At 47.2% G+C, this 16,721-nt stretch carries 12 protein-coding genes; 8 read left to right on the top strand and 4 right to left on the bottom strand.

The genetic code is table 11. The annotated features are described in order from the left end of the window. The first annotated feature begins 12 nt into the window (after positions 1-12). The gene (locus AB4Z50_RS27715; protein ID WP_441884363.1) at positions 13-1,245 is read left to right on the top strand and encodes an extracellular solute-binding protein; all 1,233 of its coding nucleotides are present in this window, start codon (positions 13-15) and stop codon (positions 1,243-1,245) included. Between the two features lie 143 nt (positions 1,246-1,388). On the opposite strand, the gene AB4Z50_RS27710 is transcribed toward AB4Z50_RS27715, so the two are convergent. Further along, positions 1,389-4,724 (bottom strand): DEAD/DEAH box helicase, encoded by a 3,336-nt coding sequence (locus AB4Z50_RS27710; RefSeq protein WP_441884457.1) that lies wholly within the window; start codon positions 4,722-4,724, stop codon positions 1,389-1,391. A 257-nt stretch (positions 4,725-4,981) separates the two neighbouring features. Between AB4Z50_RS27710 and AB4Z50_RS27705 the strand changes: the two genes are divergently transcribed. Then, positions 4,982-5,956 carry an aldo/keto reductase gene (locus AB4Z50_RS27705; protein ID WP_441884360.1) on the top strand — a complete coding sequence of 325 codons (975 nt, stop codon included), beginning with the start codon at positions 4,982-4,984 and terminating at the stop codon, positions 5,954-5,956. 171 nt (positions 5,957-6,127) lie between these two features. After that, on the top strand, positions 6,128-6,478 hold the full coding sequence (locus AB4Z50_RS27700; protein WP_441884357.1) for a hypothetical protein: 351 nt from the start codon (positions 6,128-6,130) through the stop codon (positions 6,476-6,478). 107 nt (positions 6,479-6,585) lie between these two features. Here AB4Z50_RS27700 and AB4Z50_RS27695 read toward each other — a convergent pair whose 3' ends face one another. Then, positions 6,586-6,930, bottom strand: a complete 345-nt coding sequence (locus AB4Z50_RS27695) for a hypothetical protein (RefSeq protein WP_441884354.1) — start codon at positions 6,928-6,930, stop codon at positions 6,586-6,588. A gap of 160 nt (positions 6,931-7,090) precedes the next feature. Here AB4Z50_RS27695 and AB4Z50_RS27690 point away from each other — a divergent pair, with 160 nt between their 5' ends. Next, positions 7,091-9,052, top strand: coding sequence for an ABC transporter substrate-binding protein (locus tag AB4Z50_RS27690; RefSeq protein WP_441884351.1), 1,962 nt, complete (start codon positions 7,091-7,093; stop codon positions 9,050-9,052). Position 9,053: 1 nt separating this feature from the next. Beyond that, a complete protein-coding gene (locus tag AB4Z50_RS27685; RefSeq protein WP_441884348.1) occupies positions 9,054-9,839 on the top strand; it encodes an IucA/IucC family C-terminal-domain containing protein in 786 nt (261 codons plus the stop codon). 942 nt (positions 9,840-10,781) lie between these two features. Here AB4Z50_RS27685 and AB4Z50_RS27680 read toward each other — a convergent pair. After that, positions 10,782-11,624 (bottom strand): SDR family oxidoreductase, encoded by an 843-nt coding sequence (locus AB4Z50_RS27680; RefSeq protein WP_441884454.1) that lies wholly within the window; start codon positions 11,622-11,624, stop codon positions 10,782-10,784. A gap of 35 nt (positions 11,625-11,659) precedes the next feature. Further along, entirely contained in the window at positions 11,660-12,562 is a 903-nt protein-coding gene (locus AB4Z50_RS27675) for a LysR substrate-binding domain-containing protein (RefSeq protein WP_441884345.1), read from the bottom strand. Positions 12,563-12,733: 171 nt separating this feature from the next. On the opposite strand from AB4Z50_RS27675, the gene AB4Z50_RS27670 reads away from it, so the two are divergent. Genes AB4Z50_RS27670 through AB4Z50_RS27660 form a run of 3 tightly spaced genes read left to right on the top strand, consistent with a single transcriptional unit; the run spans position 12,734 to position 16,713 of the window. Beyond that, complete coding sequence (locus tag AB4Z50_RS27670) at positions 12,734-13,846, top strand: extracellular solute-binding protein (protein ID WP_441884342.1); 1,113 nt, start codon at positions 12,734-12,736, stop codon at positions 13,844-13,846. 15 nt (positions 13,847-13,861) lie between these two features. Further along, entirely contained in the window at positions 13,862-15,532 is a 1,671-nt protein-coding gene (locus AB4Z50_RS27665) for an ABC transporter permease (protein WP_083682448.1), read from the top strand. Further along, entirely contained in the window at positions 15,529-16,713 is a 1,185-nt protein-coding gene (locus tag AB4Z50_RS27660; RefSeq protein WP_441884339.1) for an ABC transporter ATP-binding protein, read from the top strand. Before AB4Z50_RS27665 ends, AB4Z50_RS27660 begins: the two co-directional genes overlap by 4 nt. Positions 16,714-16,721: the final 8 nt, after the last annotated feature.

Raw genomic sequence — 16,721 nt, 5'->3', positions numbered from 1 at the left:
CTGATAATAATAGTGTGTTTACTTGCAATCAGCTCAGGCTGCAGCCAGCAGTCTATTCTTACAAATGACAGCAAGGTCGAGAAGTTAACAAATACTGAGAATACGGAAATCGAGTTCTGGCATACGTACAGTGATCAAGAGACTCGAATTTTGGAGGATATACTTATTCCTGCGTTTGAGGAGGCGTACCCCGCTATTCACGTCGTTCCTGTTCGGCAAAGCAACAATATGGAAATGAAATATACGCTCATCTCCAAGGCATCTTCCAATAGAGCGCCTGATGTAGTGCGTATGGATATTGTATGGGTGCCTGAGTTTTCCCAAAGCGGATTGCTGCTACCCCTGAGCGAATACGATGATTTTGGAAAAATAACGCAATTGCTGCAGAGCAATACAGGCTCAGCAGGTTATTATAAGGGTTCCTATTATTCTCTTCCCGTTAATATGAACACGAAAATTGCTATATTCAATCGTACATTGTTGGAACAGGCGGGCTTGTCAAAGCCGCCTGCAACTTTTCAGGAAGTGATTGATCTTGCTAAAAAACATCGATTCATGATTGGTATAGGGGGGCTTGAGTCGTGGAAGAGCTTGCCTTATATTTATGCGCTGGGCGGACGTATGACAGATGATTCATATTCGAAGGCATCCGGCTATTTGAATGGAGAAGCGACAATCAAGGCGGTTGAGCAGCTTTTATTGCTATATAAGGAGCAGTTGATTGATCGTACGGTTATTAACGGCGGCGGAGATAATTGGGAGGGGGTAAAGTCAGGGAAAATATTGGTCACAGATGATGGACCTTGGTTTTACAGCGTTTTTCAAGGCGAAGAGCTGGAGAGGGCGATTAACGCAACAATAGCAGTTCCGTTTCCGCCGGTTTTTGGTCCTGCCTCCATATTGGGAGGAGAAGATTTAGTTATTATGAAGGGCTCGAAAAATCCATTGCAGGCCTGGACATTTATGAAATGGATGGTCAATACGCAATCGCAAATTGCAATGTCGCAAACAGGCATAATTCCGACAAACTTGGAGGCCAAAGAGATAAAGGCGCAGGGTGAATCCTTTATTCATCCGTACACGGAGGCGCTTGATCATACATTTCTTCGTCCGCCAGTGAAAAGGTATAGTCGAATTGACGCTATTTATATAAAATATATGACCAAAATTTTTCAAGAGGAACTTTCGGTTAAACAGGGATTAACGGAAGCAGCCGCTGAGATTGATCGTTTGTTAAAGCAGTAAAATAGATTGATCCTCTAGACGAGACATGTTGTATGCAAAAAAAGCAGGAATCTATTTGTGATTCCTACTTTTTTTATTTCGAAGCGGCAGTCTGCTCCTTAACGGAGCTGAGCCATGCATCTTTAATATGAATTGAATTCACATCACTCAATCATCAGAATTTCACGAATATCCTTTTCCGATAGAGAGGATAGAGCCTCCTGACCAGGCTGGATAACCTCGTCAATCAGGTTCATTTTCTTTTGCTGAAGCTCATACATTTTGTCCTCGACCGTGCCTTGCGTTACGAGGCGGATGACCTGTACGACGTTTTTCTGTCCAATACGATGTGCACGATCGGCTGCTTGCTGCTCGACGGCGGGGTTCCACCAAAGGTCGTAGAGAATAACAGTGTCGGCACCCGTTAGGTTTAGTCCAGTGCCCCCTGCTTTTAACGAGAGCAGGAAGAGGTCGCGCTCACCGTCGTTGAATCGATTACAAAGCTCGACGCGCTCGGAGGCTTTTGTTTGCCCGTCCAAATAAAAATGAGTAATGCCTCGGTAACCCAGCTCCCGTGCGATTAGGCCGAGCATCTCTGTAAATTGTGAGAAGATGAGCAGCCGCTTGCCAGCACTCTGGCATTCCTCGATAATTTCGAGGAGCTGCTCAAATTTGGCGGAGCTTCCTCGGTAATCTTCTACGAATAAGGCAGGATGGCAGCAGAGCTGGCGAAGCCTTGTTATTCCAGCCAAAATTCGAATTCGATTTTGCTGGAAACTTTCATCGTTCAAATGCTTCACTGTTTCCTGCTGCAGCTTAGCAAGGAAGCCAACATACAGCTGTTTCTGTTCAGGCAGCAGCTCCGATGCTTGTATTGACTCGATTTTGTCAGGCAGCTCCTTCAGTACATCACTTTTCAGCCTGCGCAGCAAGAACGGACGAACCCGCTTGGCGACAGCTTCTCGCGATAGCTCGTTGAAAGCTTGCTTGCTAGGAAATAGCGCAGGGAAAACGGCTCCGAAAATAGACCATAGCTCCTCTAGCGTATTTTCCACGGGCGTGCCGGTCAATGCGAAGCGATACCCGGCATCAATAGCCTTAACGGCTTGCGCGGTTTGAGTCGTATGGTTTTTGAAATATTGCGCCTCGTCCAAAATCAACGTGTGGAAGCTTTGCTTCATATAATCTTTAATATCTTTGCGCAGCAAGGGATATGAAGTTATGATCACATCCGCCGAAGAATCACCTGTCAGCACGCCGCTGCGCTCTGACTTGGTGCCATCGGCAATAACGGCGCGAACCTCTGGGGCGAATTTTATCAGCTCATTCAGCCAGTTGTAGGCGAGTGAAGCGGGAGCGACGATTAATGCTGGCTGCTCTCGCTTCCGAATCTCAGGAAGTACGGAAACGACAAATGCGATGGCCTGGACTGTTTTTCCGAGCCCCATATCATCGGCAAGAATGCCGCCGAAATGGTAATGGGCAAGTGTCTTCATCCATTGATAGCCATACTGTTGATAATCCCGCAGCACGTTCGCGAGATTGTCCGGTACAGGGAAATCCAAATTGTCGGGGTTACGCATGTTTTCCAGCAGCCGGCGGAACGATTTGCCAAGTCTTACCGCATTTCCGTTCTCATGTGAACCAATGAGATGCAGGCCGCGGGCTGTAGGTATCCGAAATTCGGTTCCTTGAATATCGCTCTGGCGCAGGCCGACCTCATTTAAGAAATGGATGATCTCTTGAAACTCGGCGCCATCAAGCGGCAATAACGAGCCGTTTGGCAAGCGGTGGTATTTGCGCTGCACTTCAAGCGACTTCAGCAGGTTCCGAATTTCCGATTCAGGAATGCCGTCCATATCGAACTTGAATTCCAGCCAGTCTGTACGCTCATCTACATTAATCGTTACTTTTGGCGCTGCATGCTTGGTCACAATTCGTACTTTAACAGCAGAGGTAGCGTACACGGTCAGCAGCTTCTCAAGCCGCGGGATGATATGGTGCAGAAATTCGAATTCCGAATCCTCGTCCTCCATGAAATAGCCGCCCTCTGTTTTGGCGAAGGGAACCAGCTCCATCAGCTCGAGAATGAGCCGCTCTTGTTCTCCGTCCCGCATGAGAATGCGATCAGTACCGCGTGATTTCTCGCTTCCTTCTAAAGGATTAATAATAATGTCGCCATATTGGAACTCAAGCCCTGCGACCAGCCGATCTCTTACCCGGTCCAAGTAAAGCTTCGCTTTAAGCTGCGTTTGCAGCACGCGGTCAGATATTGATTCCGCAATGCCGACACTGCCCAGCTTCATTAGTCCCGGGATGACCCTTTCCATAAACGGCTCCATTTGCGCAGGGGCAATATGAATCTTTGGCTTGCGCGAAGTGTCGAGCAGCAGCTTCATCTCCATAAGCCGTGTGCAAGATTCCGGTTTCAGCTCAATCAGCTTGCCGTTTGTAATGACCAGCTCATAATCTTCCATAATGATGATCTGATCAAGTCCCTGAATATCCAATTGATAGCCGTCGCTTGTCGCTTGATCAAACGCAAAATGGAGCGGGAGCGCTTCGTCACTCCGTTCAATGCCATGAAACGTTTGATTGTTATAGAGCAGCTGTACGGTCGGTGCAGCAGTTAGCAAAGGAAGCGTCTTATCCCATGAGGAGGGAGGCACAAGCAGCATACGGTCTCCGCTTGCCGGAGCCTCTCTTAGAATTGAGCGGGACAGCGATTCCCTGAATATCTTTTCATTTCGGTAGATTTGAATAAGCCTCGCAAGCACCGCATCATTCTCCTGCTGAAAGCTGTGAACGGCTGGATCATAGGTGAAATGTTTCGAGAAAACGTAAGGCTCCCGCCGATCGACCTTTTCCAGAAATTCTCGTATTTGCTGTACGATATATAACCGTTTTGGGYCAACCTTAAGCTCAATGCCGAACATATGCTTTCGGAAGCCGTAGGGGAAAAGCTTAACAGAAATCTCTACTTCAAGAGTGGTGCGCATGTCCAAAAGCGACCGGCTTCCGCTTGTGCGGATCGGACGGTGGCTGAACAAGCCTAACATGCCGTTAGCCAGCCGAGTATCGGCTGCTTCTAACCCCGCTTGCGCGGCATATCGATTACGGAGATGGGTTGTATCTGCTTCGTCATCATCGTAGTAAGGCCTATCCTCTGGATGAAGGAGTGAGGGGTAGATACGGGCAGGCTTATCAAACTCATTTTGAAAATGATGAATTTGCAGCAGCGCCGCAGCTACATGCTGGCAAAACTTATCGTAGGTGCTGAAAGCGAGACAGGAGCACTCCGCTTCGACGTCTCCATCCAGGTCAATATCGATCGTAACCTCATAGCGATGGTTGCCCATTACGATAGCTTTAAAGCTGCTTGCCTCAGGACCTTGGTCCGCAAGCGTAACTTTTCCATCTTTATAGTAGGCTTCGCCGCGTTCGTAAAAGGTATCGCCGCATAGCAGCTTAATAACTCGCTCGGACAACTGTACGCTCATGGTATGGTTCCTTTCCGCTAGCGGAACGCTTGTTCCGATGTGTAAGTTAATTCTTATCATAGCAGAATATGTACAGCAGGTCACAATTCAAAATGTGGGCATTGTGCTTCTGAAATAAAAGCCTAGCATGAAACAAGGTTAATGCTAGCTCTACTTTTGATGTGGTCTAGGCAGCTCTTACTGAAATTGAATGCAATCAACGGTATAATGTAGGAAGAGAAGCTAAGCTTGATTATGGGAAAAGGAGCTGGACAACCATGCATTACCGACGACTTGGAAATAGCGGCCTCAAAGTATCCGCGCTCGGTTTAGGTACCAACGCTTTTGGCAAACGCGCAGATTATGAGGCTTCAAAACAAATCATTCATAGCGCGATAGACAATGGAATCAACTTTATCGATACAGCTAACATCTATGCAGCCACCGAATCCGAAAAAATCATTGGGCAGGTGCTTGAGGGACAGCGTCAACATGTTGTTTTAGCTACAAAAGCAGGGCTAGTTCGGGGAGCAGGCGTAAATGAGCGCGGCTCGTCCAGATTTCATTTGCAGACGGAACTGGAACAGAGCTTAAAACGTCTAAAAACCGACTATATCGATCTATATCAAATTCATACGTTTGATCCTGAAACACCGCTYGAGGAAACACTTCGAGCACTAGAGGATATGGTACGCTCTGGCAAGGTGCGCTACATCGGAGCTTCCAATTACTTTGCGTGGGAGCTGATGAAGGCGCTCGGAATCAGTGATCGGCTTGGGATTAACCGCTTCGTATCGACACAAGTAAGCTACTCCTTAGCGGATCGAACGCCGGAAAACGAGCTGGTTCCGATGTGTCTAGACCAAGGCGTGGGCATCATTCCGTATTTTCCGCTGGCTGGCGGCATTTTGTCAGGAAAATACAGCGCAGCACAGCAAGCGCCAGAGGGCTCTCGCGCTCAGACCGACCCGAGTTTCCAGCGATTTATCGATACTAAAACCATTGCATTAGGTGAAAATGTAGCGAAGCTTGCGGAACAATTGGACTGTACGCCAAGCGTATTATCACTCGCGTGGCTCATGCATCAGCCTGTCGTATCTACAGTCATTGTGGGAGCGACAAAGGTGGAGCAGCTCAAAGAAAACTTGAAGAGTGTATCCTTGCAGCTGACCGCAGATACAGAAGAGGAATTGCAGAAGTTTAGCCGCCCATTCCGTACGGGTGAACCTTTTGCGTGGTATCGCTTGCCGTAGAGATAGACACAACGGGTACCCACACGCAAAACACTTTGAAGAAGGTGCATGGCTTGTGGGTGCTAAGCCTTGTTATTGTTGCATTCGTGGGCAAATTGTAGATGCAGCCTTGTTTCATCTCTATCCGATTTGTTTTATAAGTTATTATCAAATAGGAGGAGAGTGAGAGGCATGACGGAGAAGCAAACCTATTATGTATCGATTTCTGGAAAGCGGGTCGAGCCTGAACCTTCCATCAATGATCAGTTAACGGTAACCGCAACGCAGGCGGAGATCAGTGAGCTTCAGCAGCAGCTCGACCAAATTCAGCGGGATGATGAGAAAACACAATTTCGCGCACCAATCCCTTATAAATCAGCTGATAATGACAAAGCAACCGACAAGTTTAATGAGGATATCATCAAGGTTTACGAAACCGTATATGTGTTAGGCACGGCAGAAACTAGAGATCATATTCGCCATATGAATATTTTAAACAAGCTGCAAGACTCTGATTACGACTATCCCGGATATGAGCGATAAAACGGTAAGYCAGTAAACAGATAAGAGGCTGTCACTAAAGGCAAATTGCCTTAAAGAGACAGCCTCTTTGCTTTTGAATTGGATAAATGATGAAGAACATATTCAGATCAATATTGATGCCGCTCTAAGTCGTCTACGTAGTCCTTGGCCTCTTTGAGGCTGACGCCACTTTTTTTTCTAAACTCTTTAATTGCTTGAACTCTTTTTCCTGAAGCAACTAGCATGCGTAATCTATCATCGATATTTATAGGGGCGTTGTTGCGAGTCATACCGGGTGAGGAAGGAGGGGAATTCAGGTTTGGCTTGGGTGATCTCGAAAAATCCGAATGGTTGTTAGCCCGTTGAAGCTCTAATTTTATTTCGTCAACCTGTCTCTGCAAGCTAAATACTTTTAATCCAAGCAGGACGGATAGAACTAATGCACTCACAGCAACAATTTCGATCGTTTCCATTACGAATCTCCCCTTCCTGTTTTGAAAACCTATTATATCATAATTACAATTATTGTAAGGGCGATTTCTAGTTTCTGAGCAAGAATGTTTTGATAATGAGAATGATTATTAATATAATAAGAGAGGTGGAAATTGTAAATAGACATGGAAGGTGAACATGATGACATTACAGGAACATATACCATTATGGAATCATGCTACTATAAGGGTGCTTGATGTTCGTCGGTCTATTTTGCGATCGGGTGAGAGTGTGCAAGGCTTCCGATTGCCAGCTAGTGCCTTCTTATTCGCTGCTGCTGGTGATGCAAAAATTCTCATCGACGGAATGGAGCATATGGTGAATCGTTTTTATGTGTGCCATGCCGGAAAAGGCGCTACGATTGATATTGTGCAAGTGAATGAAAAACTCGATTATTATTTTATTTTTTACAAAGCAGTCCTCGTTTTACCAGCTCGTAAAGAACTGTTAAAAGTATATAGAGACAATAATCCTTTTCAAATGCAATATGGTTTTGCCCCTGCCTTTCCGCTAGGTCTTTTGACGAGAATCGAGCAAATGTATTCGCACTGGATGCTTGATATTCAATTGGAAAGATTTCATGTGAGAGCGTTGTTTCACCAATTGGTATACGATCTTATGAAGCAGCTCCATGCCGCTGAGGGTGCAGCCAAAGCTCAGCCGGATTACGTCAGCCAAACGATTCGCTTCATGGAGGAACGTTACGCTGAGACAATCAGTCTTCAAGAATTGGCGAGTACTCTTCATTGCAATGAGAGAAAGCTGCAGCGATTATTTAAAGCGCAGCTTCGGATTGGGCCACTAGAGTATCTCATTCAGGTTCGAATGGATCATGCGCAAACGATGTTATTGAATACGAATATGCCGCTTAAAGCCATTGCAGAATCAGTAGGTTATGGTGATAGTTATTATTTTAGCCGAGCCTTTAAGAAGCATATTGGCGTTTCTCCTCTTAACTTCAGAAAGCACCGTCGGATAAGTTCATCCTCTATGTCGCAAAATTCCATTGTCGCGGATACTTCTCTCTCGTATGATGGTGATTGTGATAATCATTATCAACAATTAGACGGAGGAGTTATACGGATGAATAGGAGTAAGAGGTCGATTTTAGCGGTTAGCTTGATGCTCAGTTTAATGTTATTGTTGAGTGCATGTTCGACGGGAAATAGCACGGGAAACAATACGGGAGGGGCTAGTCCAGCTGGAGCTGAATCTAGTGCAGCTTCTACAAACACAAACGTATCGCAAACAGCGCAACAGGCGTATCCTGTTGTTATTAAACATATGAAGGGCGAAACAACGCTGGAGCAGCGCCCACTTAAAATTGCGGTGCTTGATACAAAATTTGTGGATCAATTGGTAACTTTAGAAGAGCAGCCAGCGGGCAGCGTAAAAGCTGCAGCAGATAAAACAGACTTCCCGGCTTATTTAATGGATAAGCTGAAGGATGTTAAATTGCTCGGTACAAGGGATGAGCCCAACCTTGAGGCTATTATGGCCATGGAACCCGATTTAATTATTTGTACAGAATTCCAAGAAGAAGTGTATGAGAGCTTGTCCAAAATTGCTCCAACGATCATGCTCGAATTTAATGAGGATTGGCGCGTCACATTAGATACTTTTGGAAAAATTGTAGGGAAGTCTGAAGAAGCGAAGGCTGTCTTGGAGGCCTACAACGTGAAAACAGAGAAGCTGAAGGTAGAGCTAAAAGCTAAGCTAGGAGATCAAACTGTTGCATTAGCGCGCCCACGTGATGAGGGGATACGGATACATACACCAATCCACCGTACAGGAGCTATTTTATACAATGATTTAGGCTTGAATGCCCCAGAATCGGTTTTGAAGGAAAAGGATACCGCTTATGAAATTGCATTAGAGGCTTTCCCGGAAGTTGGCGCTAATCATTATTTCCTCGTAAAAGATGATATGTTCAAGGCGGCAGTGGACGAAATCCAGAAGACGGAAACGTGGAAAAATGTTGAAGCTGTGAAAAACAATCAAGTCTATGATGTGGATTCAAACATATGGATTGCCTATTATGGCCCGATTGCCATTAATATGATTGTTGACCGGGTAGCAGAAATTTTCCTTGGTAAGGCATAACATGTCAGCAAAGCTTTCAAAGTCGGAGTGGGGTAATTTAAAAAGCAGATATAACTTCTCTTATGAAAATAATACTGACTCCGCTGATCGCTCCATTTATTCAAGAAATTTATTGAATAAGGAGCTATGCGAAACCTATCTGGATCGGCTAGGGAGCGAAATAGCTTCGCCATCAAGAAGAGTAACTGCGTCGATGCTCGCGAAGCGATATGCTTATCTAGTCGTTGCTCCTGTTCTGTATGCGATGACGGTATACAACAAGAATCTGACCATGACGTTGGACAATTGCCGCTTGGTTTCACCTAGCGACAGCGAGTTCAATGTGACGAAATCCAAGTTTCCTAATTTAAGCTTTGAAGAACCAAGCGTTACGGAACCGGTAGCTGGGGAGCGGAAAGAGTGGCGGGATCAGGTAATAAGAGAACTTTTTGCAGAGCATATTTCTCCATTATTTCGTGCTTTATCTATGGTTGGCGGAATACCTATAGTGATCTTATGGGAGAATGCGATGGTTCGAATTGCTCCGCTTTATGAGGACGGGCTAGAGGAAGAAACGAATCCGGCAATCTTACAACGACTTCGTGAGGATTTCACGTTTATAACGCAGACTGCACCAGCAAGCTTATTTGGAGAACGCCGCAATCCGTTTAAGAAGTTTTTGAGCAAAACGAATATAGGCACGATGAGCGAGCTGCCTGATATTCGCAAAACCTGCTGCTTCTATTATGAAATGTCTTCGGCGGAATATTGCAGAGCTTGTCCGAAACCTTTCGAATGCCATAAATAGCTGGACATTGAGCAATCGTCTTGTCACCTTTTGGGGGTAAGGCGATTGCTCATTTTATTTATTGGTTCTTAATATAAAAGGGATTTTGAAATATATTTTAATTCCACATATGCCATTTGACAGCCGGTGTCATAGAGCTGAAGCTCGGGATTTCTTTAGCAGCTTACAAACATTATTCATCCGAATTTATGTTAAATAGGAAAGAATGGTTTCTCCTGTTACAGCTATGAACATTTGAGCGAAGTAATGGCAGTTAAAGGGATCACTTTGGCGGCGTCCGCTAGGGAGTTGGATGCCTCTTTTATAAACTTTTTCGAATGCTGGACATGTCCTCATGGGGATGCTTCCACCACAAATAGTGAATAGCAGGAGCTTTTCCTTCTATTTTATATTTAGCTGGAAAAGCTCCAGTTAATTTTAAGCTGCGCGCTCATTTGAGTTAATTAGCAGGAAAAGCTCCATGTAATTTTGCTGCAAAGCGACTTTTTAGGAATTATGTGTTGAATTAGCAGGAGTAAATCCTGTTAATTGCTAAWTKGGGCTGCTTCCACCACAAATAGTGAATAGCAGGAGCTTTTCCTKCTATTTTWWATTTAGCTGGAAAAGCTCCAGTTAATTTTTAAGCTACGCATTCATTTGAGTTAATTAGCAGGAAATGCTCCATGTAATTTTGCTGCAAAGCGACTTTTTAGCGATTATACGTTGAATTAGCAGGAGTAAATCCTGTTAATTGCTAATTTGAGCAGTTTCCATCACAAATAGAAGGAGCTTTTCCTGCTATTTTATATTTAGCTGGAAAAGCTCCTGTTAAATTTTAGCTGTGTGCTCAGCTCACGCAATAAGCGAGAAGTGCCATGCTGAGCATTCTGCAGACTCCATAAGTTGATGGATTTTCAGTTTATCCCGTGCGTTGTTCGATTAGAACTGCTAATTAGACACGTATTATGTAAGTTTGACCTGCTGCTCGCTCCATGCCCAAAGATTAGCCGCAAGCTCGGGATTGCTCGCTTTGCTTGCCGTTTGAACGCTTTTGCTGTCGATAAAATATTGGCCGGTCAGATTTGCCGCTTCATCGCTGGATGCTAAATAAATTGCCGTCTTTGCCCCTTCAAGCGGCGTTCTGAAAAAAGGCTTGAGCAGCTTATGCACCGTCTTACCGAAGCCGCTCTTGCGATCTACGCCAATATTGGTCGCTACCGCCCCGGGATGAAGACTGTTAACCGTCACCCTCGTACCTGCGAGACGCTTTGCCAGCTCATTCGTGAATAAAATATTCGCGAGCTTCGATTGCGCATAACCTTTTGCGACATTGTAGCCCCTCGTTAGGTTCGGATCGTCAAAATGTATTCTTCCGGCCTTATGGGCACCTGAAGATACATTGATAATTCTCCCTTGCGGAGCACGTTGAAGAAGGTCAAGCAGCTCGTTAGTCAGCAAAAAATGTCCCAAATGGTTGATCCCTATTTGCGATTCAAATCCATCCGAGGTTATGCTTCGTTTCAAGGCGACAACCCCTGCATTGTTGATCAACACATCAAGCTGGCTATATTTCTGCTTAAATGCAGCAGTGAAGGTGCGAATGCTGGCAAACGAGCCCAAATCGCAGGTCATGAGGACAATATCGCTGCTGCCGCTTTGGCTGCGCGCTTGTTCAAGTGCAAGCTCGCCGCGCTCCTTGCTGCGGCATATCATCACGACATGCGCCCCTTGCTTCGCAAGCTCGACCGTTGTCGCAAGCCCCATGCCGGAATTGGCGCCAGTTACTGCTACGACCTTTCCTGTCATATCGCTCATCCAAGCCACCTCCGTATATTCGTTATTTACAGCTTATCATGTGCAGCAAAGGTATGCCGTACAAATTCAATAAACGATCTGACATGTGGAGACAGCTGATCCTCGTTGCGGTACGCCAAACAAATATGCCGCTGGTTTACATACTGAGGCAGATCGCGCATAACGAGCTCGCCGGCTTCGATTTCTCGGATGACGCTTCGGCGCGGCAGGATGCCAACACCCATATTGCATTTTAGAGCTTCCTTGATCGTTTCGATCGCACCCAGCTCCATAACACTTTCCCACTGCAAGCCAGCCCCGGCTGCCCACTCATCGGACAAGGTACGCGAGGTTGAGCCAACCTCATGCAGCAGAAATGTTTCATGTCTAAGCTCTTCGACCTCTACATGCGCCTGGTTAGCTAACGGATGCTCCGGCGCAAGCAGGAGCTTCAGCTCATCAGCGACTAACGGCTGTATAATAAGGCCTTCTTCCAGCGATTCGCCAAGAGAGACGATGCCTATATCGATCTCATAGCTGCGCAGCATCGCAAGCACAGAAGCTGCTTGCTTCACGGTCAGCATGAGGCTTACTTTTGGATACAGCTTGCGGTAGGCGGCAAAGTGCGGCGGCATCACATAGGTTGCTGGCGTGTAGCTCGCCCCCAGCCTCAAACGGCCTTCCCCTTGTTCACGGCGCTCCAGCATGGCAAGCCTAGCTTCTTCCATAAGGAAAACGATTCGCCTCGCATAGGGAAGCAGATCCACAGCAGCTTCACTTGGCTGAAGGCTCCGCGAGTGCTTGCGGAACAGCTCCACGCCAAGCTCCTCCTCAAGCTTTTTGAGATGAAAGCTGATTGTCGGCTGCTTAAGTCCCAGCTTATCTGCAGCTTCCGCGAGCGTTCGACCGCTGCATACCTCCATAAACACATGCAGCTGCTGTACATTCATCGCTTGCTCACTCCCTCGCTTTTTGCCTATTAATATAGATTAAATCTATATGTATATCAATATCTATCGATTATATTTCATAATATCTCGACATTACGTTAACAATCATCTGACAAACCGTTGCTAAAGTTAGGAGGTAAGCAAAACAGATAGTGGAGGGAAATCAAAACGATGAAAACGAATAGGAAACGCTGGCTTGGAACCGTTTTGCTAGCTGGATTGATGGCACTAACTGCTGCATGCGGCAACGGAAATGCCGGAAATACGAATAAAGGGGCAGCAAATGCCGGAAATACACAAACGACGGCTCCTACCGAAGAAGCGCAAGCGACAGAAACAGCTGCCACGGAGGATAAAGGAACGCTTACTGTATACTTGAACGATTTTGACAGCATTATCGCTCCATTATTTGAGGAAGCTACCGGCTACAAGCTGGAGGTCGTTGCGGGCAACGGAGCAGAAATTATGTCCCGTGTTGAAGCGGAAAAAGGTAATCCGCACTGGGATGTCATTTGGCTGGATGCGATGCCTTCCATTTATGGTCTAGGGGCAAGCGGTCAACTGCTTGAAGGCTGGTCGCCGAATAACGTCGCTAATCTAACTGACTTTGCCAAAGCTTTTGTGCCTGAGAAGCAATGGTATGTTCCTACAGGCGCACATGCTGCGGGAGTTATCGTATATAACAAGGACAAAGTGAAGGCGGAGGATGCGCCAAAATCATGGGAAGACTTCTCGAATGCGAAGTACAAAAACTTGATCGGCATGGCTGACCCAGCGATCGCAGCTCCTGCTTATCCTTTTGTTTCTTGGTTTTTTAAAGAAAAAACAATCGATGGCGGACAAACGTTCTTTAGCTCGCTGATGGACAATGGGCTTCGTGTATATCCCAAAAATCCAAACGTTGTCAAAGCGCTCGCCGCTGGTGAAATCTCGATCGCAGCACTGCAAGAGAGCAATGCCTATGCGATGAAAAACGACAACGAGCCTATCGAAATTATTTGGCCGGCAGAAGGCGCTCCCGCATCAGTCCGGGTAGCTGCGATTCAGAAGGATACCAAAAACCCGAATGCGGCTAAAGCGTTTATCGAATTTTTGCTCGATCCAAAAACGCAGCAAGCTTTAATTGATCAAGGCGACGAGAGTTATTTCCAGCCTTCCGTTAACGGCGTAAATGCCAAGCAAGATCGCGCAGCCGATGCGAAGCTCGTTGCAGCCGACGCTTCCTGGGCATCTGAAAATGAAGCGGCAATCAAGCAATGGTTCGCCGACCAGTCCGTTAAGTAAACGATGCAAACTTTTATGAAGGATCGGTTAGGATGGTTTGTCAGTATCATCCTATTCATCCTCGTCTTATATCCCTTGGCGGCAGTCATTATTCAAGTACTGCTGCCTGGGGTTTTCTTCGGCAATTGGCAACTCGGGGATCTTGCGCTGCTGCTCGAAATATTCAAGCGTCCCTTATGGCAAAAATCACTTGAAAATTCCGTTGTGCTTGGACTTGGAACGACGGTGCTCGCTACGATTCTCGGCGGTGTGCTGGCAACGATACGCGCCAACTGGTCATTTCCAACAGCTAAGCTGCTGGATGCCTCCGTTTGGCTGCTCATTATTACGCCTTCGTTTATTTTAGCGCAGGGCTGGGTGCTGTTTGCTGCCGGAGGCGGCATCGCTGTTAACCTGCTCGGCTGGCACTGGGTTACGAGCGCTGTTTTTCAGCCTGCTGGACTTATTTTTATTATGACTTTAAGCAAATTCCCATTCGCTTATTTGAGTGTTCATGCGGCGATGGAGTGGAAGGTTGATCAGCTGTCTCACGCAGCTCGCCTATCCGGAGCATCTGCTTTCACGGTATGGCGTACGATCCAAGCGCCTCTGCTTATGCCTGCTGTTTGGGCTGGAGCAGCGCTTGTCTTTATGGATACAATCGGCGATTTCGGGCTACCTGCATCGATTGCCGCTGTTTATCGTTTTCCGACACTGCCTTATTCCATTTACTCGGCTATTTACACATCGCCCATACGATTCGATATGGCAGGCGTCCTGTCCTTTTATCTCGTATTGTTAATCGGCATTGCGATGTTCGTCCAATTTTATGCGATGCGCCGCTCACGCTTTGATTTCTTATCGGCACGGGCGCAGCGGTCTGTACCGAAGCCGGCTGGAAAGTTTGCTGTGCTTCTTACCACACTAAACTTGTTATTTCTTGCCGTAGTCATCGGCATTCCGATAGGCGCAAACGTACTGATGTCCATATTCAAAACACAGTCAGGCGGTATGAAGCTAGCGAATCTCACCTTGGAGCATTACAGGGAATTATTCCATAGCTCAAGCACGCTGCTGAAGGGTTTGTCCCATTCCTTAATGATCGCTGGAGTCGCTGCTCTGCTTGGCCTATTATTCGGGCTGTGCGTCGCTTATGTCTTAACCTACTCACAGTTCAAATTTAAACGGACGATTGAGGTGTTCTCTGTCGTCACGCTTGCTGTTCCCGGCGTCGTGCTGGGCATTGGGTATATTTTCGTCTGGAATCAAAAATGGCTCGATTCGATCGGCTTGCTCCTGTACGGAACGCCTTGGATTCTTGTGCTTGCCGCAATCGCCGGCGCTATTCCCGTCATTACGAGATTGATGGTCGGCGCAATGGCGAAAGTGCCGCTTAGCCTGCTTACTGCCGCGCAGCTGCAAGGCGGTACGCTCGCAAGCCGCGTCCGTTTCATACTTGTCCCTTTAATAAGAGGCGCTTTGCTCTCTGCGGGCCTTGCTGCATTTGGCTCCAGCGTGTTTGACTTAGCGGTGAATTCGATCCTGTTCCCGCCAAACTTCCTCACGCTGCCCGTTACGATCAACAAAGCATTCGAGGATTTGGATTTTGGTTATGCTTCAGCGGCAACCGTCGTTGGATCATTTATCGTTATTATGATTATTTTGGCGGTTGAGCTCATGCTCCGCCGCAAGGAGGCAAATACATGACATCGACTGCGATTCAGCAAAGGTATGACGAGGCAAATGAGCCTAAGCCAGCCGCTCCCAAACCGCTGCTTGCAGCATCTGGTTTAATGAAAAGCTACGGATCGTTTCAAGCGCTTAAAGGAATTTCTTTCGACATGCGCGAAGGCGAGATTATAAGCGTGCTTGGACCGTCAGGCTGCGGCAAGTCGACGCTGCTCCAGCTCGTCGCCGGCCTATCGAAGCCGGACGGCGGCCAGCTTAAGCTGGGCGATGAAATTATCGCCTCCCCGTCTGTCATGATGCCCCCTGAGAAGCGCGGGGTGAACATGGTGTTTCAGGACTATGCGCTGTGGCCGCATATGAATGTGTTCGATAACATCGCTTATGGGCTGCATAGAAGCAAGATGGCTCGAGCGGATATTCAGCAGCGCGTTCAGGAGCTGCTGGCGATGCTCCATCTTGAAGGGCTTGAGCGCAGGCTGCCGCCGCAGCTCTCTGGCGGTCAACAGCAGCGGGTCGCTATTGCGAGGGCGATTGCTACTAGGCCGAAGCTGATGCTGCTCGATGAGCCGCTCTCCAACCTTGATATGCGGCTGCGCGTAGAAATGCGCACCGAGATGGCGTATTTATTCCGCCAATTAGGGATGAGCGTTTTCCATGTTACGCATGACCCGGAGGAAGCTTTCGCTATGGCCGATCGGCTGCTTATTTTGCGCAACGGGCAAATTGATCAGATGGGCACGCCGCAGCAATGCTTCACGCGTCCGGCCAGCCGCTGGGCAGCTTCTTTGCTTGGAGCAATCAACGGCTTGCGCGGCGAGGTCATAAACGGAGACAGCGGCAGCGCTGTTCGCATCGGCTCATCGATCATTCACGGTTTGCTCGCGCCAGAGCAGCAGAACTTAAGTGACCATTCGCAAGCAATCATTATGTTCCGTCCTGAGGAAGCTGAGGTCGTCGAGCGAAGAGACGCCGCAGCCGTGTTTTCATTAGCTTCACCGCAGGAGCGGACAGACAATACGATTCAGCTTCAAGTGCTTCATTGCACCTTTGAAGGCAATCGCTGGCGTGCAGTTGCACAAACGAGCTGCGGCCAGAAGGTATATCTAGTGCTCGCAGTCCCGTTAGAGGCTGGCGAGCATGTAACGATAAAGCTAGCCATTCGCTCTGCTTTCATTTACCCGAATGAGGAAGAAAGGTAGTCGATTCA

This window comes from Paenibacillus sp. 2TAB26, assembly GCF_052115145.1.
Classification (GTDB): domain Bacteria; phylum Bacillota; class Bacilli; order Paenibacillales; family Paenibacillaceae; genus Pristimantibacillus.
The sequence above is the reverse complement of the archived record's forward strand: the minus strand, read 5'-3'. Positions and strand labels throughout refer to the sequence as shown.